Below are 19,692 nucleotides of genomic sequence, written 5' to 3' on the forward strand. Positions count from 1 at the left end.
TGGTGCGGGTGTGTCGCGGACCCTCGAGATCCACGGCCAGCAGGTCTTCGGACTCGGGATCGACCGGACGGAGCGCCTTCCCGGAGTCGGTCAGCCGAGTGTCTGCTGCCCGCCACCAGTGGCGTGTTGCCCCGCCCGTCACCCTCACCGCTGCGCGTCAGTCCCGGACTCTCACCGGGTTCCCTGACTCACGTTGCTTCGTGAGCACGACTGGCGATGCGGACGCTAGCACGCGCCGCCCGGGCGCTCTTGGTGGGATATCTCACCTCCGGGGCACCCGACACGCCGACACCAGATCTAGGTCCCACGGATCTGAGCAACCACTACATATGGTGGTTCTCGTAGCTGGTTCCTCGCCCCACCCAGGGGCGCGGAGGCAAGAGGGAACCCGGTGGAAGTCCGGGACTGCCCCGCAGCGGTGAGTGGGAACGACCGCCGTCACACAGCACTGGGTCGCGACGTGCGACCTGGGAAGCGACGGCCAGTAGGACTCCTTTCGAGGAGACGCCCGCGAGTCCGAAGACCTGCCAGCGCACCGCGCCCGCCGGGTGCGGTGGTCCGAGGCCTCGTGGGAAGGCCGACGGCTGAGCAGGCGCCTGCCGACGACGGGGCGCCTCCCCTGCTGTCGTCCCCTCGCGAGCCAGACTCCGAGGGGAGAAGCCAGTGACCGTCACCGAGTCACCCACCCGCACCACCATGACGGTGCGCAAGCGCAACGGCGAGACCGAGAGCGTCGACGTCACCAAGATCGTCCGCGCCGTCGACCGGGTCAGTGCCGACCTGCCCGACGTCGACCCGATGCGGGTCGCCACGCGCACCATCAGCGGCCTGTACGACGGCGCGACCACCGCCGAGCTCGACCGGCTCTCGATCCAGACCGCGGCCGAGCTGATCGGCGAGGAGCCGGCGTACTCGCGACTGGCGGCCCGGCTGCTCGCCGGGTACGTCGACAAGGAGGTCCGCAACCAGGGCGTGGCCTCGTTCAGCCAGTCCGTCGCGCTGGGCCACGCCGAGGGCGTGATCGGCGACGAGACCGCCGCCTTCGTCAAGGACAACGCCCGCAAGCTCGACTTCGCGATCGACGAGGACGCCGACCGCCGCTTCGAGTACTTCGGCCTGCGCACGGTCTACGACCGCTACCTGCTGCGGCACCCGACGACCCGGCTGGTGCTGGAGACGCCGCAGTACTTCCTGCTGCGCGTGGCCTGCGGCCTGTCCCGCACCCCGCAGGAGGCGATCGGCTTCTACCGGCTGATGTCGAGCCTGGCCTACCTGCCGAGCAGCCCGACGCTCTTCAACTCCGGCACCCGGCACACCCAGATGTCGTCGTGCTACCTCGTCGACAGCCCGCGCGACGAGCTCGACTCGATCTACGCGCGCTACCTCCAGGTCGCCCAGCTCTCGAAGTTCGCCGGCGGGATCGGCATCGGCTTCTCCCGGGTCCGCTCGCGCGGCGCGCTGATCCGCGGCACCAACGGCCAGTCCAACGGGATCGTGCCGTTCCTGCGCACGCTGGACGCCTCGGTCGCCGCGGTCAACCAGGGCGGGCGCCGCAAGGGCGCGGCATGCGTCTACCTGGAGCCGTGGCACCCCGACGTCGAGGAGTTCCTCGAGCTGCGCGACAACACCGGCGAGGACGCCCGGCGGACCCACAACCTCAACCTGGCGCACTGGATCCCCGACGAGTTCATGCGCCGGGTCGAGGCCGACGAGACGTGGTCGCTCATCGACCCGAACGAGGCGCCGGAGCTGCCGGACCTGTGGGGCACCGCGTTCGACGAGGCCTACCGCCGGATCGAGGCCGAGGGCCGGTACGTGCGTCAGGTCAAGGCCCGCGACCTCTACGCCAAGATGATGCGCACCCTCGCCCAGACCGGCAACGGCTGGATGACCTTCAAGGACGCCGCCAACCGGTTCTGCAACCAGACCACCGACACCCCGGGGCCGCGGCAGCCGGTCGTGCACCTGTCGAACCTGTGCACCGAGATCATCGAGGTCTCCTCCGACGGCGAGACCGCCGTGTGCAACCTCGGCTCGGTCAACCTCGGCCAGCACCTGCTCGCCGGCGGGGTCGGTGGGGTCGGTGGTGCCGATCTCGACTGGGACAAGCTCCGCGCGACCGTGCGCACCGCTGTGCCCTTCCTCGACCGGGTCATCGACATCAACTACTACCCGAGCCCCGAGGCGGCGGCCTCCAACCCGCGCTGGCGGCCGGTCGGCTTGGGCCTGATGGGGCTGCAGGACGTCTTCTTCGCGCTCGGCCTGCCGTTCGACTCCCCGGAGGCCCGCGCGCTGTCGACCCGGATCTCGGAGGAGATCTACCTGACCGCGCTCGAGGTCTCCTGCGAGCTCGCCGCCGTCCACGGCGCACACCCGGCGTACGACGCCACGCGGGCCGCCCGCGGCGACCTGCACCCCGACCTGTGGGGCGCCACCGTCACCCAGCCCGAGCGCTGGGCCGCGCTCAAGGAGCGCGTCGCCGAGCACGGCCTGCGCAACTCGCTGCTCATCGCGATCGCGCCGACGGCGACGATCGCCTCGATCGCCGGCTGCTACGAGTGCATCGAGCCGCAGGTCTCCAACCTGTTCAAGCGCGAGACGCTGTCGGGGGAGTTCCTCCAGGTGAACTCCGCGCTCGTCCGCGAGCTCAAGGCGCGCGGCCTGTGGACCGCCGAGGTCCGCGAGGAGATCAAGCGCGCCGAGGGCTCGATCCAGGGGATCGCGGCGATCCCGGCCGACGTACGGCTGCTCTACCGCACCGCCTGGGAGCTCCCGCAGAAGGCGCTTGTCGAGATGGCCGCCGAGCGCCAGGGCTTCATCGACCAGTCGCAGTCGCTCAACCTCTTCATGGCCGCACCGACGATCGGCAAGCTGTCGTCGATGTACGCCTTCGCCTGGAAGAGCGGGCTGAAGACGACGTACTACCTGCGCTCGCGACCCGCCTCGCGCATCCAGCAGGCGACCGTCGCCGTGCTGCCCACCCCCACGACCGCCGACGAGGAAGCGATCGCCTGCTCCCTCGAGAACCCCGAGAGCTGCGAGGCCTGCCAGTGACCGCCACCGACCACACCGCCACCACCAGCCGGATGCTGCTCGACCCGGGGATGAACCTCACCCTGCGGCCGATGCGCTACCCGCACTTCTACGAGCGCTACCGCGACGCCATCAAGAACACCTGGACCGTCGAGGAGGTCGACCTCCACTCCGACCTCAAGGACCTGAGCCGGCTCACCGACGCCGAGCGGCACCTGGTCTCGCGGCTGGTGGCCTTCTTCGCGACCGGCGACACGATCGTGGCGAACAACCTGGTGCTCAACCTCTACCAGCACATCAACTCCCCGGAGGGGCGGCTCTACCTGAGCCGGCAGCTCTTCGAGGAGGCCGTGCACGTGCAGTTCTACCTGACCCTGCTCGACACCTACGTGCCCGACGAGACCGAGCGGCACGAGGCGTTCGCGGCGGTCGACAACATCCCGTCGATCAAGCACAAGGCGGACTTCTGCTTCACGTGGATCGACAAGGTCTTCGAGCTCGACCGGCTCGAGACCCGCGAGCACCGGCGGGCGTTCCTGCTCAACCTGATCTGCTTCGCGGCGGTGATCGAGGGGCTGTTCTTCTACGGGGCCTTCGCGTACGTGTACTTCCTGCGCTCGCGCGGGCTGCTCAACGGCCTCGCCTCGGGGACCAACTGGGTGTTCCGCGACGAGTCGATGCACATGGCGTTCGCCTTCGACGTCGTGGACACGGTGCGCGAGGAGGAGCCGGACCTCTTCGACGACGAGATGGCCGCCGAGATCCGGCAGATGCTCATCGAGGGCGTGGACGCCGAGGCCCAGTTCGCCGACGACCTACTCGGCCAGGGAGTGGCCGGACTGTCGACCGCCGACATGCGCGCCTACCTGGAGCACGTCGCCGACCGGCGGATGCAGCGGCTGGGCCTGGAGCCCATCTACGGATCGGCCAACCCGCTGGCGTTCATGGAGCTGCAGGACGTGCAGGAGCTGTCGAACTTCTTCGAGCGCCGGGTCTCGGCGTACCAGGTCGGGGTGAGTGGCTCGGTCGGGTTCGACGAGGACTTCTGATTCGGGTTGCGGGCCGTCCCCACCCTCGGTACCCGCCGAGCAATGGTGGGGACGACCCGCGAGGGCAGCATTTCCCTGGACCATTGTTGCAAATCAGTTGCAATAGCGAAAGGCTGGCGACATGTCCGTCTACGCGCTTCCCGACCTCCCCTACGACTATGCCGCCCTCGAGCCCTACCTCTCGGGCGAGATCATGGAACTGCATCACAGCAAGCACCACAACGCCTATGTCACCGGCGTCAACACCGCCGTCGAGCAGCTCGCCGCGGCCCGCGAGCAGGAGTCCTTCGGCAGCCTCTCGACGCTGGAGAAGAACCTCGCCTTCCACCTCGGCGGCCATGTCAACCACTCGGTGTTCTGGCCGAACATGTCGCCCGACGGCGGGGACAAGCCGACCGGCGAGCTGGCGCAGGCGATCGACGAGCACTTCGGGAGCTTCGACAGGTTCCGTGCCCACTTCCAGGCCAACGCGCTCGGCGTCCAGGGCTCGGGCTGGTCCGTGCTGACCTGGGACGTGCTGGCCCAGCGGCCGTACGTCATCCAGCACTTCGACCACCAGGGCAACGTCCCGATCTGCATGGTCCCGCTGCTGATGCTCGACATGTGGGAGCACACCTACTACCTGCAGTACCGCAACGACAAGGCCACCTTCGTCCAACAGTGGTGGCACATCGTGAACTGGGCCGACGTCGAGCGCCGGTTCGAGGCAGCCCGCTCGCAGACGCCCGGCCTGATCGGCTGAGCGTCGCGGTCGGTCGGCGGCCCGACCAAAGGAGGGGGTGGCGCCGACCGCGGTCCGATGTGCCCGGGCGGCCGCGCGGCTTGACTGACCGGGTGAGCTCGATGACCAGCGCCGGTCCGGTCGCCCTGGGGGCGCGGGCGCTGGGACCGGACCTGGCCCGCGGCTGCATGCTGCTGTTCATCGCGCTGGCCAACTCCCACTACTTCCTGACCGGCGACGCGGTCCGCGGCGGCTTCCCGGTGGCCGGCTCGGCGCTCGACCACGCGGTGACCTGGGTGATCGCGACCTTCGTGGACGGCCGGGCGTTCCCGATGTTCGGCTTCCTGTTCGGGTACGGCGTGGCCCACCTCGTGCGCCGCCAGGTCGAGGCCGGTGCCCCGCCGCGAGCGGTACGCCGCCTGCTGTGGCGGCGCGCCGGCGTCCTGGTCGCGGTGGGCGTGGTCGACGCGATGCTCCTCTTCGTCGGCGACATCCTGGCGATGTACGGCGTGCTGCTGCTCGTCGGTGCGTGGGCGGTGCGCTGGTCGGACCGCTGGCTGCTGGTCGTCGCCGGGCTGCTCTTCGCGCTGAACGCCCTTCCGTCGGCGGACTCGTCCTCGGTGAGCACGGACCCGCCGGACGTCTCGATGCTGCCGCCGGACCTCGCCACCCAGCTGGCCGAGCGCCCGGTCGTGGTCGCCTTCATCGCCCTGCTCGGGCCGATCGGGTTCGCCTGCCCCTACCTGCTCGGGCTGTGGGCCGGGCGACGCCGGGTGCTCGAGCAGCCGGAGCGCTATCGCGGTCTGCTCGTCTCGGTCGCCGCCGTCGGCGTCGGCGTCGCGGTGCTCGGCGCGCAGCCGGTCGCGCTCATGCTGGCCGGGGTCACGGCGGTGCCGTCGGCCGGCGTGCTCGAGCTGGTCGGACCGCTGCACGACGCGGCGGGCGTGCTCGGCGGACTGGGGTACGCGGCCCTGATCACCCTCGCCGCCCGCCGGCTCGAAGGCGTGGTCGAGGGACGCCGGGGCCGGGTGATCGACGCCCTCGCCGCGACCGGGCAACGCTCGATGACCTGCTACCTGGTGCAGTCGGTGGTGTGGGCGGTCGTGTTCACGCCGTACCTGCTCGGGCTGGCCGGCACCCTGAGCGTCACGGCGACGGCCCTGCTCGCGATCGCCACCTGGGCCGGCTCGGTCGTCCTCGCCGACCTGCTGGCCCGGCGCGGGCGGCGGGGCCCGTTCGAGGTGCTGGTCCGGCGGGCGACCTACCGGACCTGAACCCGGCGGAATGGACATCCGACGTCTGGTGTTGCATGGCTCCGTGACCGCCACCACCGACGCCGCCGCCCAGGAGACCCGGCTCCAGCGCCTGCTCGTCGTCCTCGGGATCGTGGTCCTCGCGTTCAACCTGCGGCCGGCCGCGTCCAGTGTCGGGCCGCTGCTGGAGGAGATCCGCGCCGGCGTGCCCCTGGGCGCCACCGAGGCGGGCATCCTCACCACGCTGCCCGTGATCTGCTTCGCGCTGGTCGGCGGCGCGGCGCCCCGGCTCGCGTCGTGGCTCGGGGTGCACCGGGTCGTGCTGCTCGGGCTGGTGCTGCTCACCGGCTGCCTGTGGGCGCGCGGTCACGTCCACCAGGGCTCGCTGTTCCTGGTCCTCTCCTTCGTGGCACTCGCCGGCGCGGCCGCCGCGAACGTGCTGATGCCCTCGCTGGTCAAGCTGCACTTCCCCGACCGGGTCGGACAGATCACCGCCGTCTACACCACCTCGATGGCCGTCGGCCTCACCGCGTCGTCGGCGCTGAGCGTCCCGATCGCGACCGGCGGCGGCGAGCACGCCGACTACACCCGCGGCCTGGTCGCGTGGGCGGTGACCGCGGGCATCGCGGTGCTGCCGTGGGTCGGGCTGATCCGGCACGACCTGCACGTCGACCGGCGCACCTCCACGATCGGGGTCAGCGCCATCGCGCGCACCCGCCTCGGCTGGGCGATGGCCGGCGCCTTCGGGCTCCAGTCGCTGCAGGCGTACGCGATCTTCGGCTGGTTCGCGCAGATGTGCCGCGATGCCGGCTACTCCGCCGAGGCATCCGGAGTGCTGCTGGGCGTGGTCACCGGCGCCAGCATCCCGCTGTCCCTGCTCATCCCGATCCTCGCCGGCCGCTTCCGCGACCAGCGCTGGCTGCTCACCGCGCTGATCGCCTGCTACCCGGTCGGCTATCTCGGCTTCCTGGCCGACCCGAGGCCCCTCGGCTGGCTGTGGGCGCTCGCGATCGGCTGCGGCACCAGCACCTTCCCGCTCGTGCTCACCATGATCGGCCTGCGCGCCCGCACCCCCGAGGGCACCGCCGCCCTGTCCGGATTCACCCAGTCCGCCGGCTACCTGCTCTCCGCCGCCGGTCCCTTCGGCGTCGGCGCCCTGCACGCCGCCACCGGGAGCTGGACCCCGTCGGTGCTGCTGCTGCTCGGTCTGTGCGTGCCGCTGTACCTGTGTGGGCTCTACGCCACCGGTGACCGGTACGTCGAGGACGAGCTCGCGCGCCGTACCTGAGCGCCGCGGCCGGGCACGGTGCCTGAGGGGCCGCGCGCGGATCTGCACAGAACCTGCACACGTCGTCCCCGTCTCCCGGCGCCTCGCGCTCGTAGCCTCGGGGCATGGAGAGCGTGCGCCGTCGGATCCTCGTCGTCGAGGACGACCCGGTCATCAACCAGGCGGTCACCGACCGGCTCCAGGCCGAGGGCTACGACGTGGTGCGTGACTTCGACGGACCCGGCGCGGTGGCGGCGCACGCCGAGCACGAGCCGGACCTGGTGCTGCTCGACGTCATGCTGCCCGGGTACGACGGCCACGAGGTGTGTCGTCGGATCCAGGCCGACCGGCCGGTGCCGGTGCTCATGCTCACCGCCCGCACCGACGAGGCCGACGTCCTGGTCGGGCTCGGGGTCGGCGCGGACGACTACCTGACCAAGCCGTTCCGGATGCGCGAGCTGGTCGCTCGGGTGGCGGCGCTGCTGCGCCGGGTGGACCGGGCGGCCGAGCTGGCCGGCCGCCGGGCCCTGGAGCTCGGCGACCTGCGGGTCGACGCCCCGGCCCGGCGGGTGTGGCGGGGCGAGGAGGAGGTGCGGCTGACGCCGACCGAGTTCGACCTGCTGCTCTGCCTGGCCGCCACGCCGGGCGCGGTGGTCACCCGGGAGCGGCTGCTCGCCGAGGTGTGGGGCTGGGACGGTGCCACCGGCACCCGCACCGTCGACAGCCACGTGAAGGGCCTGCGCGCCAAGGTCGGCGCCGACCTGGTGCGGACCGCGCACGGCGTGGGCTACGCGTTGGAGGTGCCGTCGGCATGACGCCCCAGCCGCTCGTCGGCGTCCGCTCGATCAAGGTCAAGCTCGGCCTGCTGGTCGCGGCGAGCGCCACCGTCGCCGCCCTGGTCGCCGCGCTCGGCCGCTCCGACAACGTCCCGCTCTGGCTGACCATCCCGGTCACCATCGGCCTGGCCCTGGCGCTGACCCAGCTGCTCGCGGTGGGGATGACCTCGCCGCTGCGGCAGATGACCGCCGCCGCCCGGCGGATGGCGACCGGCGACTACGCCGTACGAGTGCCCGACACCGCGCGCGACGAGGTCGGCGAGCTGGCCCGCGCGTTCAACACGATGGCCCGCGAGCTCGCCGGCGTCGACCGGCAGCGCCGCGAGCTGGTCGCCAACGTCAGCCACGAGCTGCGCACCCCGCTCGCCGGGCTGCGGGCGGTCCTCGAGAACGTCGTCGACGGCGTCGCCCCCGACGACCCCGCCGTGCTCGCGACCGCGCTCGCGCAGGCCGAGCGGATGAGCGGCCTGGTCGAGGACCTGCTCGACCTGGCTCGCGTCGACGCGGGCAAGGCGCCGCTCGCGGCCCGCGGCGTACCGCTCGCCGAGCTGCTGACCGATGCGGTCGCCGAGGCGGAGGCGCTCGGCCGCCGCGTGACCTACGACCTCCGGGTGACGCCGCCGGACCTCGTCGTGACCGCCGACCCGGCGCGCCTGCACCAGCTGGTGGCCAACCTGCTCGACAACGCCTCGCGGCACAGTCCCGCGGGCGGCACGGTCGAGGTGCGGGCCGAGGCCGCCGGCGACCGGTACCGGATCGAGGTCCGCGACTCCGGTCCGGGCGTGCCGGCGGCCGACCGGGAGCGGGTGTTCGAGCCGTTCGGCACCCTGGCCGCGTCCGGTGGCACCGGGGGCACCGGCCTCGGCCTCGCGATCGCCCGGTGGGTCACCGACCTGCACGGCGGCACCATCGGCTTCCTCGACCCGGCCGACGGGAGCAGTGGTGCCCGGGTCCGGGTCGAGCTGCCCCTCGAGCCCGCGGCCCGCCCGGCCGCCGTACCCGTCACCTCGAACCAGGAGGCACCCGTGTCCGCGCCCACCGCACCCCCGTCCCCGCCCGCCCCTGTCCCACCGCCGCCCTCGATCACCGACGACCTGCTCGGCGGCTTCTGGCCCGAGCGCGGGGTACCGGCCCGGCCCGCGCTGCTGCTCGGCGCGCTCGGCACCGGCCTGCTCGGCGGGCTGGTGCTCCCCGAGCGGGCCCTCGGCATCGGCACCTTCCTGGTGCTGGTCGCCGCGGGGTCCGTGGTGCTCACCGCGAGCCGGGAGCGTCGGGACGCGTTCACGCTGAGCTGCGCGGGGCTCTGCGTGCTGCTCGCGGCGACCGCCGTCGTACGGGACGCGGAGTGGGTGGTCGTGCTGTGCCTGCTGGCCGGCGCCGGACTCTGCGTGATCGGCGTGACCGGGGGACGCACCCTCGGTGGGTTCCTGCTGTCGGGGCTGATGTGGCCGGTCGCGGGCCTGCGCGGGATGCCGTGGCTGGGCCGGACGGTCACCGCGCTGCCGGTGGTCGGTCACGGCGCCGCCCTGCTGCGCACCCTGGTCTGGTCGGTGCTCGGCCTGGTCGTCTTCGGGGCGCTGTTCGCCTCGGCCGACGCGCTGGTCGCGGAGTGGGTCGACGCGCTGCTGCCCGATCTCACCGTCGACACCTTCGTGCTGCGCGCCTTCGTGACCACCGCCGTGGGCGGCACGGTGCTCGCGGCGGCGTACCTCTCCCTCAACCCGCCGCGCGTCGACCGCGCCGGGGTCGCCCCGCGGTCGGTGGCCCGGCGCTACGAGTGGCTGGCGCCGGTCCTGGTCGTGGTGGGCGTCTTCGCGGTCTTCCTCGTCGCCCAGGCGACGGTGGTGTTCGGCGGGCACGCCTACCTGCGGCGCACCACCGGCCTGACCTACGCCGAGTACGTCCACGAGGGCTTCGCCCAGCTCACCGTCGCCACCGCGCTGACCCTGCTCGTGATCGCCGTCGCCGCCCGCAAGGCCGCGCGGGAGACCGCGGCCGACCGGCTCTGGCTGCGGCTCGCCCTCGGCGCGCTGTGCGCCGAGACGCTGGTCGTCGTCGCGTCCGCGCTGTACCGGATGGACGTCTACCAGGAGGCGTACGGCTTCACCCGCCTGCGCCTGCTCGTCGACGTCTTCGAGGGCTGGCTCGGCGTCCTGGTGCTCGCGGTCGTGGTCAGCGGCATCGGACTACGTGGTGCCTGGCTCCCGCGGTTCGCGCTCCTGAGCGGCGTGCTGGGCCTCCTCGGGCTGGCCGCGGTCAACCCCGACGCGTGGATCGCCCGCCACAACCTGGACCGGTACGCCGACACCGGCCGCGTCGACTGGTCCTACCTGCGCGGGTTGTCCGACGACGCCGTACCGGTGCTCGCCGAGCTGACCGGATCCGACCGGACCTGTGCGCTCGCGGGCCGGCGGGTCGGGGGCGACGACTGGCTGGAGTGGAACCTGGGGCGGGCGCGGGCCGGCGACGCGTTGGCTGGCGCTGGGGCAGTCTCGCTGGACGCGACGGAGGGCTGTGTCGAGCGGGGGGACTAGACCACCCACCGTCAGGATCGCGCAGAGCGTCGTGGCGTGGGCCGCTAGCTGTCGCGGAGCTCGCGCCGGGAACGCAGCGGATGCTTCAGGATCCAGAGCGGGTCCTTGACGTGACGGACCGTCCGCCTGATGCCCAGAGTCCCCAGAACGGGCGCATCCGCGCCAAGTGCGGCTGCCAGGATCTCCTCTGCCTCGGCTTGGGGCATGCTTCGCAGGTCATCCTCGACAGAGATGATCGCAGCACGGATCCTGGCCGCAAGGGCGGCGGCGTACTCGTTTGCGCGCTCGGGACCACCGGCCATGCCCCGAATCGTGGCACGTGCGGGCCCGGGAGGTCGGCGAGACACCACGCCGCCCGCACCGGCTGCCGACTCCCAGGGCTGGCCACGTGCTGCGGGCGGCGGCATCCTCGAGAAGTGCAACTCCATGACTTCGAGGTCTACGAGGAGGGCAGGCGCTGCGTCTGGACCCTCACCTCGCCGTCCGCGACTGTCTTTGTCGCCGATGTGACAGGGCGACTGACGCCAGATGAGGTCGGGACGAACGGGTTCGGCATGGAGGACGCCGTCGCAGCGTTCGCCGACGCACAGCTTGATGTCACGCTGTGCTTTTCAGCAGATCCGGAATCCGACTGGGTAGAGGGCGTCCTCGTCAGCACGCTGAATGCCGATCTCGCAGCCGATGGATGGAAGCCACTTCCCAACTGGAACGGCTCGCCTTTCCGCTTCTGTCTGGATTCAGGGATTGCCGTTCTCGCAATAGCAGAAGCCTTTCCCGACCTGCTCCGCGTTCGCGGGGGAGCTGGCGCGTTCGATCTGGCGGCACGCATCGGGCAGGAGGATGAGCCGAGATGTGAGCCTGACCGTGTCTACTTCAAGGCAGACGTGAACTGCTTCGAGTGCTGGGCATTGGGCGACCCTGGCAATCATCAGGCCATCTACATCGACATGGCGCCCGGGTGACACCCAGCGCTGCCCGGCACGAGCATCAGAAAGCTGAGCACGGCGGGCACCTCCATGCTGGCTGGGCCAACTACAAGGTCGACGGACGCTACGGCTTCCAGCAGGTCTTGGTGATCGTCGAGCGCGACACCATCACCGTCGCCGACCTCGAAGGCGAGATCCTGCATCGAGCACCAACGCGCCCCCGTCGGCGTCCGATACGACGGCAACGGCCGACCACGCGGAGGACAGGGACCCGAAGAAGTGTCAGGTAAGTCCTGAGACATCACAAGGAGACAGCTCAGGTTACCTTGCGTTCGAACACATGTTCGATTAGGATGAGCGCATGTCTACACTCGGGGCGCTCTCCACGGCTACGGCCGCGGCCGACCGCGCCGCCGAGCTGGCCCGCCTGGACTGGCAGGGCCTCGAGGGCCCTGATGCGGTGAATGTGGTCGAGTCGATCACGGCGGCCCGCTCGTTCCTCGACGCCGCCCTGCTGCGAGGCATCGAACGACTCGAGGCCACCGACGCGGTCCGTGAACTGGGCTGGGCCTCGGTCAAGGACTACCTCACCCACCTCACCGGCGGCCACAAGGGCAGCGGCGGCGGACTGGTCCGCGCGGTCGAACAGCTGCGCGACCTGCCCGAGGTCCAGACCGCCCTCGAAACCGGACACGTGACCCTGCCCCAGGCCCGCGCGATCGCGGCCAAGGTCCACACCCTGCCCCGAGTGCCCGAGTTCCGCACCGCGGTCGCCGCCGAGCTGCTCGACCTCGTCGAGCGTCACCACTACGACGCCTCCGACCTGCAGAACGCGTTCAGTGATGTCGTGCGTGGACTCGACCCCGACGCCGCACTCGTCAACGCGGACAAGGAGAAGGCCAAGGCCGAACGCGGTGCCCACCACGCCCGGTACCTGTCCTTCGCCGAGGACGGTCTCGGCGGGGTCCGGGTCAAGGGCTACGGCACCCTCGAGGACACCGAGGCGATCAAGGCGGTCCTGCTGCCGCTCGCGGCCCCGGTGACCTCCGCGCCGAGCGCCTGCGGTGGGATCCCCCGGCCGGCCGGGGCCCCGGCCTACGACACCGACGGGGTGGCCACCGCCCGGGCCTGCCTGGATCCCGAATGCGCCCACGACGGACGCGATGTCCGTGACGCCGGCGCCCGGCTGTGGGACGCCCTGGTCGACGCCTGTGACCGGCTCACCCTCACCGATGACCTCCCGAGCGACCACGGCGCCAAGCCCCGGGTCATCGTGTTGATCGACCACGACAGCCTCCGCCAACAAGTCATCGACACCGGACTCGCGCGTGAGGGCCAGGCCCCCACCGGGGCCCGGCTCTCCGCGACCGCGATACGCCGGATCGCGTGCGACGCCGAGATCATCCCCGCCGTCCTCGGCACCCACAGCCAGGTCCTCGACGTGGGCCGGGCCCAACGCCTCGTCACCCCCGCCCTGTGGACCGCGCTGGTGATCCGGGACCGACACTGCGCCTTCCCCGGCTGCACCCGCATGCCACTGGCCTGCGACGCCCACCACATCACCCACTGGGCCGAACAAGGCACCACCAGCCTCGACAACCTCATCATGCTCTGCCGCCACCACCACACCCTGACCCACCAAACCCCCTGGGTGGTCCACATCGACCCTGACACCGGCCAACCCGTCTGGACACCACCACCACGCAACACCCTCGACAACCTCCGCAAGGCCGGGATGGCCTACGCACCCGCCCGACCACGCGCGGCGTGAGGTGCCAGGTGTCCGGCACCTGAGGACCGGGCCCCGGCACCTCAGGCGGAGGCGGCGCGACCTGTCGCGTTCCTAGCGTGGACGCATGACGATCCTGTTGTCCGATCCCCGCGTTCGCGCGGTGCCCGTGGTCGAGTGCGGGGAGCCGCTGGTGCGGCTCCCGCTGGACCTCTCGCCCGCCGGCGCCCTGGTGCGCGCGGACCTCGCCGACCGGCTGGTCGCGGCCGACCGGCTGCTGCCGGCCGGTGTCCGGCTGCGGGTGGTGGAGGGCTTCCGGCCGGAGGCCGAGCAGCGCGCCATCGTGGCGGCGTACGGCGCCGAGCTGGCCGCGCTGCACCCCGGCATCGGCGACCAGGCGCTGGAGCGGCTGACCAGTCGCTTCGTGGCTCCGCTCGACGTGGCGCCGCACGTCGCCGGGGCGGCGGTCGACCTGACCCTGGTGGACATCACCGGCGACGAGCTCGACCTCGGTACGCCGATCGACGCGACGCCCGAGCAGAGCGACGGCCGGTGCTGGTTCGCGGCGGCGGGGATCGGGCAGGACGCGCGGGCGCATCGCACGCTGCTAGCGAGGGTGCTGGGCTCGCAGGGACTGGTGAACTACCCGACGGAGTGGTGGCACTGGAGCTACGGCGACCGGTACTGGGCGCTGCTCACCCAGGCGCCGCACGCGCGCTACGGCCCGCTGGCGACCGCGGTGGCGGCATGACCGGGCTCGCGGTGGCCACCCGGCCGGCGACGACGAGCACGCCGCGGCTCACCGTCGACCTCGGCGCCGTCGCCCGCAACACCCGCGCCCTCGCCGATCGGGCGAGCGGCGAGCTGATGGCCGTGGTGAAGGCCGACGGGTTCGGGCACGGCGCCGCCGACGTGGCGCGCACCGCGCTGGCGCACGGCGCGACCCGGCTCGGCGTCACCAGCCTCGCCGAGGCGTTCGCGCTGCGCGACGCGGGCTTCGTCGTACCGATCCTGAGCTGGCTCAACCCGGTCGACGCCGACTTCCCTGCGGCCGCCGTCCGGGACGTGGAGGTCGCCGTCCCGAGTCTCGCCCACCTCGCGGCCGTCGCCGCCGCCCCGGGGAAGCTGCGGATCCACCTGCACGTCGACGCCGGCATGGCCCGCGACGGCGCCGAGCCCACGGAGTGGACCGCGCTGTGCCGGGCCGCCCGACGTGCGGAGCAGCGGAGCGACGTGGCGGTCGTCGGTGTGATGGGGCATCTCGGCTGCGCCGACGACCCGGCCGACGCCTGCAACGCGCGCGGCCGGACGCGGTTCGCGTGGGCCGTCGAGGTCGCCCGCGCCGCCGGGCTGCGTCCGCGGGAGCGCCATCTGGCCGCCACCGCCGCGACCCTGACCGACCCGCGCACCCACCACACGATGAGCCGGGTCGGCGCCGGCCTGGTCGGCATCGACCCGTCCGGGACCACCGCGCTGGAGCCCGCGATGACGCTGACCGCACCGCTGGTGCAGGTACGCCGGGTGCGCGCCGGGACCCCGGTCGGCTACGGCCACGCCCACCGCACCAGCCGCGCCACTCACCTCGGCCTGCTCCCGCTCGGGTACGCCGACGGCCTGCCCCGGGTCGCCTCCGAGCGCGCCGAGGTGCTGGTCCGCGGCGTGCGGCGCCCGGTCGTCGGCCGGATCTCGATGGACCAGGTGGTCGTCGACCTCGGCGCCGAGGGAGCGCAGGCCGGCGAGATCGCGACCGTCTTCGGGCCGGGACCCGACGGCGCGCCGACCGCCGCCGAGTGGGCGGCCTGGGCCGGCACCATCGAGCACGAGGTGGTCACCGGGATCGGCGCCCGGGTCCCGCGCGTCGTCCGCGCGGCCGCCCACCTGCGCGCCCTCGCGTCCGAGGGGCGGCGATGAGGACCCGGGTGGCCGTGATCGGCGGCGGCCAGAACTGCGAGCACGACGTCTCGCTCGCCTCCGCGGCGTCGGTCGCGGGCGCGCTCGACCCGGCGACGTACGACGTCGTCCCGCTCACCATCGGCCGCGACGGCACCTGGCGCGATCGCGGGCTGCGCCCGATCGGGCTGAGCGGCGCGGCTCAGGTGCTGCGGGGCTGCGACGTGGTGTTCCCGGTCGTGCACGGTCCGCGCGGCGAGGACGGCGCGCTGGCCGCGCTGTGCGAGCTCGCCGGCCTGCCGTACGTCGGCAGCGGGATCCGCCCCGGCGCGCTGGCGATGGACAAGTGGGCCACCAAGCTGGTCGCGCAGGCGGTCGGGATCGCCGTCGCTCCCGGCGTCCTCGTCACCCGGGCCACGGCGCGGCACCTGCGCTGGACCCACCCGGTGGTGGTCAAGCCGGTCGCGGCCGGGTCGAGCCAGGGCGTCAGCCGGGTCGACGTCCCCGAGGTGCTGGCGGGGGCGCTCGACGCCGCCTTCGCCCTCGACGACCGAGTCCTCGTCGAGGACCTCGTGGTCGGGCGGGAGGTCGACGTCGCCGTGCTGCGGCGCGCCGACGGCAGCCTGTTCGTCCCGCCGGCGCTGGAGATCGTGGCCGACGGGATCTTCGACTACGACGCGAAGTACGGCGGCCACGCCGACTTCCGGCTCCCGGCGCGGCTCGACGATGTGGACGCCAAGGCACTGCAGGGCGCGGCCACGACCGCCTTCGAGGCGCTCGGCTGCGCGGGCGTCGCGCGGGTCGACTTCTTCCTCACCGACGCCGGCCCGGTGCTCAACGAGGTCAACACCATGCCCGGCATGACCGCGCACTCCCAGGCGCCGCGGATGTTCGCCGCCGCCGGGATGAGCTACGCCGAGCTGCTCGACGAGCTGGTCCGCTCCGCCCACCGATGAGGGTTGTGGTTCGCTGTCCGCAGACCATCGAGACCGACCTGGAGGGAGGACCGGCGTGAAGCGTGCGGAGCGCTGGCTGCCCGACCTGCTCGCCGCGGCGGCCGTCGTGGCGCTCGCGCTGGTCGAGGTCAAGGGCTCCGCCGAGGCGGACCCGTGGCCACCGCTGCTGGTGCTGGCCGGGGTCGCGCTCGCGGTCGGCCTGTGCCGGCGACTGCCGGGCGCGGCGCTGGTCGTGGCCTGGGGCACCGGCCTCGTCCAGCTGTGGCTCGGCGTCGACCCGATGCTGACCGAGGTGGTGCTCGCCGCGGTCGCCTTCGGCTGCGCACGGTGGGGCAGCCTGCCGACGGTGTGGCTGAGCGGATTCTCGATCCCGGTCAGTGTGGGGCTCGCGGTGCTGATCACCTCGCCGTACTCCTTCTACCAGGCGCTCGACGTCCTCGGCATCAACCGGATCGCGGTGGAGACCTACCGCAGCGGTGGCTACGACTGGCGGATCGTCGCCGGGCTGATCGGCTTCGCGCTGATGGCGACGCCCTGGCTGCTGGGCCTGGCGCTGCGCTTCGCGGCCCGCTCGCAGGACTCCCGGCGCTCCCAGGTCGCCGCCGAGGCGCAGCGCGACCAGGCCGAGGAGATCGCCCGGCTGCGCGAGGAGCAGGCCCAGCTCGCGCGCGACGTGCACGACGTGGTCGGGCACTCGCTCGCCGTGATCCTCGCCCAGGCGGAGTCCGCGCAGTACCTCGAGGACGCCGACACCCAGGGCCTGAAGACCACGATGGCCAACATCGCCGGCTCGGCGCGCTCCTCGCTGGAGGACGTGCGCCAGGTGCTCGCCTCGACGTCGGAGTCGCAGGCCGGAGCGGTGCAGCACACCGACCTCGACAGCCTGGTCGACGGCGTACGCGCGAGCGGGCACGAGGTGCTGACGACCGAGGTCGGCACGCCGCAGCCGATGCCGCCGGAGCTGGCCGTCGTCGCGTTCCGAGTGCTTCAGGAGATGCTGACCAATGCGATCAAGCACGGCCGCCGCGACCAGCCGGTCCACGTCGAGCGGCACTGGGAGGGCGACCTGCGGATCGAGGTGCGCAACGCGGTGCTTCCGGGCGACGTCCCGCCCGGCGGGGGGCAGGGCCTCGACGGGATGCGACGCCGGCTGGAGGCGGTCGGTGGTCATCTCGACGTACGCCGCCGGGCCGAGCCGCCGACCTTCACCGCGACCGCGTGGGTGCCGGTGAGGAACCGATGATCGAGGTACTGCTCGTCGACGACCAGGAGCTCTTCCGCGAGGGCGTGCGGGTCATCGTCGACGCCCAGGACGGGATGGCTGTCGTCGGCACCGCCGCGGACGGTGTCGAGGCCGTCCGCCTGGTCGACGAGCTGGCGCCGGACGTGGTGCTGATGGACATCCGGATGCCGGAGATGGACGGCGTCGAGGCGACCCGGCAGATCTTCCTGCCCGACCGGGCGGCCCGCCGCGAGAAGCCGGTGCGGGTCGTCGTCCTCACCACCTTCAACCTCGACGACCGGGCCGCGACCGCGATCAGGTACGGCGCCAGCGGGTTCCTCCTCAAGGGGACCACCCCGGTGATGCTGCGCGACGCGATCCGCACCGTGCACGCCGGCAACGCCGTGCTCGCGCCGGCGGACCTGTCCACCCTGCTGGACAGCCAGTTCAAGGCGGCCGCGGCGCCGCCGGCGGCGTACCTCGGCCTCACCGAGAAGGAGCGCGAGGTCTTCGCCGCGGTCGCCCGCGGGCTGTCCAACCAGGAGATCGCGGGGCAGGTCTTCCTCAGCGAGTCGACGGTGAAGACCCATGTGGGCGCGATCCTGCGCAAGCTCGGGCTGCGCGACCGGGTGCAGATCGTGGTGTTCGCCCACGAGCACGGGCTGGTGGGGTGAGCGTGCCGACCCGCGCCGACATCGTCACCTTCCACGACGCGCCGGTCCCGCCGGGTGCGACGCCCTGGGTGGCCGGCGGACCGTCGCCCGACGTCGCGGTCGTCCCGGCCGACCCGGCCTGGCCCGCGCACTTCGAGGAGGTCGCGGCGCGGATCCGCGGCGCGCTCGGCTGGCGGGCGCTCGTCGTCGAGCACGTCGGCTCCACCGCCGTCCCGGGCCTGCCCGCGAAGCCGGTCATCGACATCGACCTGGTCGTCGCCGAGCCGGCCGAGGAGTCGGCGTACGTCCCGGCGCTGGAGGCGGTCGGCTTCGTGCTCCGCGTCCGCGAGCCCTGGTGGTTCGAGCACCGCCTGCTCCGCGGCGCCGACCCCGCCACCCATCTCCACGTCTTCGGCCCCGACAGCCCCGAGACCGTCCGGCACCGGATCTTCCGCGACTGGCTGCGCGGCAACCCCGACGAGCGCGAGCGGTACGCCGCCGCCAAGCTCGCCGCGTCCGCCGCGGCGAGCGCCGCCGGCGAGCACGGCATGCAGTACAACGCCCGCAAGGAGCGGGTGGTCCGGGAGATCTACGCGCGGGCGTTCACGGCGGCGGGGCTGACGATCGACCCGTGACAGCGTGTCACTACACTTCGGGTCCATGCACCGGGTCGTCGCAGCAGGAGCCTTCGTGGTGCATGTGCTCTTCGTCGGCTTCACCGTGGTCGGTGGTTTCCTCGCCTGGCTGATGCCGTGGGTCTTCCTCCCCCACCTCGCCGCCGCGGCCTGGGGTGGCCGGATGGCCGCCACCGACGCGGCCTGCCCGCTGTCGCGGCTGGAGAACTGGGGCCGCGAGGGTGCCGGGAAGCCGCAGCTGCACGAGCGCGGGTTCATCGCCCACTACTTCGAGGACCGGGTCTACCCCTCGCGCCTGTCCCGCCGGGTCGAGGTGGTCGTGGCGACCGTCATCCTCGGCTCGTGGCTCGGGTTCGCGGTGCGCTGAGCCCGCGCCGGCTCCCAGGCGAAGCCGTCCGGGTCGGTCGCCGCGGTGTCGCCGCCGACCAGGACCAGGCGGTGTGAGCCGCCGCCCTCGATCGGTACGCCGGCGTCCTTGGCCAGCGCCTTGCGGGGCAGCAGGCCGAGGGTCACCGCGCCCGATCCGGGCTCGAACTCGACGTACTTCCTGCCGAAGCTGCGCGCGACCGCGAACCCGCGGTCGAGGTAGAACTGCTTGGTGGCGCTGATGTCGGCGCAGCCGAGGAGCAGCACGATGCTCTCGATCTCACGCGTGGCCGGTCCCTTGTTCCTCTTCGAGGAGCTGACCACCTTCCAGATCGCGCCGTCGGGCGCGCGCAGCACGCCGCCGTAGCCCCAGAACGACCTGGTCACGGGCTTGATCGTCGTGGCGCCCGCCGCCACGGCGGACGCGACCAGGCTGTCGACGTCGGCGGGCTGCGCCATGGTCAGCGAGACGTGGAAGCCGCGGAAGCCCTCGGTGGGCGCGTCCGTGGCGCGGACGTCGAGCGGCAGGTCCGGGCCGAAGGCGCGGGCGTAGAAGTCACGGGCGGCGGCCGGGTCGGCCACCTCGAGGAGGAGGGTGTCGAGGGAGTTCATGTCCCCGACG

The 19,692-nt window shown here is 72.7% G+C and carries 19 protein-coding genes and 2 riboswitches; of the genes, 16 read left to right on the plus strand and 3 right to left on the minus strand.

Going from position 1 to position 19,692, the window contains the following annotated elements:
* Positions 1-23: 23 nt before the first annotated feature.
* Positions 24-228, minus strand: a riboswitch (cobalamin riboswitch).
* Positions 229-329: 101 nt separating this feature from the next.
* Positions 330-546, plus strand: a riboswitch (cobalamin riboswitch).
* 117 nt (positions 547-663) lie between these two features.
* From JOD66_RS13260 to JOD66_RS13290, 7 genes are all read left to right on the plus strand, one after another.
* A complete protein-coding gene (locus tag JOD66_RS13260; RefSeq protein ID WP_204837327.1) occupies positions 664-3,054 on the plus strand; it encodes a ribonucleoside-diphosphate reductase subunit alpha in 2,391 nt (796 codons plus the stop codon).
* On the plus strand, positions 3,051-4,082 hold the full coding sequence (locus JOD66_RS13265; RefSeq protein WP_307823498.1) for a ribonucleotide-diphosphate reductase subunit beta: 1,032 nt from the start codon (positions 3,051-3,053) through the stop codon (positions 4,080-4,082). The genes JOD66_RS13260 and JOD66_RS13265 overlap by 4 nt, the downstream gene beginning before the upstream one ends.
* Positions 4,083-4,203: 121 nt before the next feature.
* Positions 4,204-4,824 (plus strand): superoxide dismutase, encoded by a 621-nt coding sequence (locus JOD66_RS13270; RefSeq protein ID WP_204837328.1) that lies wholly within the window; start codon positions 4,204-4,206, stop codon positions 4,822-4,824.
* Between the two features lie 101 nt (positions 4,825-4,925).
* Complete coding sequence (locus tag JOD66_RS13275; protein WP_205126374.1) at positions 4,926-6,077, plus strand: DUF418 domain-containing protein; 1,152 nt, start codon at positions 4,926-4,928, stop codon at positions 6,075-6,077.
* Positions 6,078-6,120: 43 nt separating this feature from the next.
* A complete protein-coding gene (locus tag JOD66_RS13280) occupies positions 6,121-7,344 on the plus strand; it encodes an MFS transporter (RefSeq protein WP_307823499.1) in 1,224 nt (407 codons plus the stop codon).
* Positions 7,345-7,448: 104 nt separating this feature from the next.
* Positions 7,449-8,138 (plus strand): response regulator, encoded by a 690-nt coding sequence (locus tag JOD66_RS13285; RefSeq protein WP_204837330.1) that lies wholly within the window; start codon positions 7,449-7,451, stop codon positions 8,136-8,138.
* The gene (locus JOD66_RS13290) at positions 8,135-10,693 is read left to right on the plus strand and encodes a DUF4153 domain-containing protein (RefSeq protein WP_204837331.1); all 2,559 of its coding nucleotides are present in this window, start codon (positions 8,135-8,137) and stop codon (positions 10,691-10,693) included. The genes JOD66_RS13285 and JOD66_RS13290 overlap by 4 nt, the downstream gene beginning before the upstream one ends.
* Positions 10,694-10,737: 44 nt before the next feature.
* On the opposite strand, the gene JOD66_RS13295 is transcribed toward JOD66_RS13290, so the two are convergent.
* Positions 10,738-10,995: a hypothetical protein gene (locus JOD66_RS13295; protein WP_204837332.1), complete on the minus strand. Its 258-nt coding sequence runs from the start codon at positions 10,993-10,995 to the stop codon at positions 10,738-10,740.
* 114 nt (positions 10,996-11,109) lie between these two features.
* On the opposite strand from JOD66_RS13295, the gene JOD66_RS13300 reads away from it, so the two are divergent.
* Positions 11,110-11,655: a hypothetical protein gene (locus JOD66_RS13300; RefSeq protein WP_204837333.1), complete on the plus strand. Its 546-nt coding sequence runs from the start codon at positions 11,110-11,112 to the stop codon at positions 11,653-11,655.
* On the opposite strand, the gene JOD66_RS13305 is transcribed toward JOD66_RS13300, so the two are convergent.
* The gene (locus tag JOD66_RS13305; RefSeq protein WP_204837334.1) at positions 11,631-11,822 is read right to left on the minus strand and encodes a hypothetical protein; all 192 of its coding nucleotides are present in this window, start codon (positions 11,820-11,822) and stop codon (positions 11,631-11,633) included. The two genes, JOD66_RS13300 and JOD66_RS13305, sit on opposite strands and share 25 nt — an antisense overlap.
* Before the next feature lie 158 nt (positions 11,823-11,980).
* Here JOD66_RS13305 and JOD66_RS13310 point away from each other — a divergent pair, with 158 nt between their 5' ends.
* The 8 genes from JOD66_RS13310 (at position 11,981) to JOD66_RS13345 (ending at position 19,071) form a co-directional block, all read left to right on the plus strand.
* Positions 11,981-13,390, plus strand: a complete 1,410-nt coding sequence (locus JOD66_RS13310; protein ID WP_204837335.1) for an HNH endonuclease signature motif containing protein — start codon at positions 11,981-11,983, stop codon at positions 13,388-13,390.
* An 85-nt stretch (positions 13,391-13,475) separates the two neighbouring features.
* Positions 13,476-14,099 carry a M15 family metallopeptidase gene (locus JOD66_RS13315; protein ID WP_204837336.1) on the plus strand — a complete coding sequence of 208 codons (624 nt, stop codon included), beginning with the start codon at positions 13,476-13,478 and terminating at the stop codon, positions 14,097-14,099.
* The gene (gene alr, locus JOD66_RS13320; protein ID WP_204837337.1) at positions 14,096-15,259 is read left to right on the plus strand and encodes an alanine racemase; all 1,164 of its coding nucleotides are present in this window, start codon (positions 14,096-14,098) and stop codon (positions 15,257-15,259) included. The genes JOD66_RS13315 and alr overlap by 4 nt, the downstream gene beginning before the upstream one ends.
* Positions 15,256-16,194, plus strand: a complete 939-nt coding sequence (locus JOD66_RS13325; protein ID WP_204837338.1) for a D-alanine--D-alanine ligase family protein — start codon at positions 15,256-15,258, stop codon at positions 16,192-16,194. Before alr ends, JOD66_RS13325 begins: the two co-directional genes overlap by 4 nt.
* A 55-nt stretch (positions 16,195-16,249) precedes the next feature.
* Positions 16,250-17,437: a sensor histidine kinase gene (locus JOD66_RS29505; RefSeq protein ID WP_204837339.1), complete on the plus strand. Its 1,188-nt coding sequence runs from the start codon at positions 16,250-16,252 to the stop codon at positions 17,435-17,437.
* On the plus strand, positions 17,434-18,090 hold the full coding sequence (locus JOD66_RS13335; RefSeq protein WP_204837340.1) for a response regulator: 657 nt from the start codon (positions 17,434-17,436) through the stop codon (positions 18,088-18,090). The genes JOD66_RS29505 and JOD66_RS13335 overlap by 4 nt, the downstream gene beginning before the upstream one ends.
* Complete coding sequence (locus JOD66_RS13340) at positions 18,087-18,704, plus strand: GrpB family protein (RefSeq protein ID WP_204837341.1); 618 nt, start codon at positions 18,087-18,089, stop codon at positions 18,702-18,704. Before JOD66_RS13335 ends, JOD66_RS13340 begins: the two co-directional genes overlap by 4 nt.
* Positions 18,705-18,729: 25 nt before the next feature.
* Complete coding sequence (locus JOD66_RS13345) at positions 18,730-19,071, plus strand: DUF2784 domain-containing protein (RefSeq protein WP_204837342.1); 342 nt, start codon at positions 18,730-18,732, stop codon at positions 19,069-19,071.
* On the opposite strand, the gene JOD66_RS13350 is transcribed toward JOD66_RS13345, so the two are convergent.
* The gene (locus JOD66_RS13350; RefSeq protein WP_204837343.1) at positions 18,987-19,682 is read right to left on the minus strand and encodes a VOC family protein; all 696 of its coding nucleotides are present in this window, start codon (positions 19,680-19,682) and stop codon (positions 18,987-18,989) included. The two genes, JOD66_RS13345 and JOD66_RS13350, sit on opposite strands and share 85 nt — an antisense overlap.
* Positions 19,683-19,692: the final 10 nt, after the last annotated feature.

The sequence above is a fragment of the Nocardioides nitrophenolicus genome (assembly GCF_016907515.1).
Classification (GTDB): domain Bacteria; phylum Actinomycetota; class Actinomycetes; order Propionibacteriales; family Nocardioidaceae; genus Nocardioides; species Nocardioides nitrophenolicus.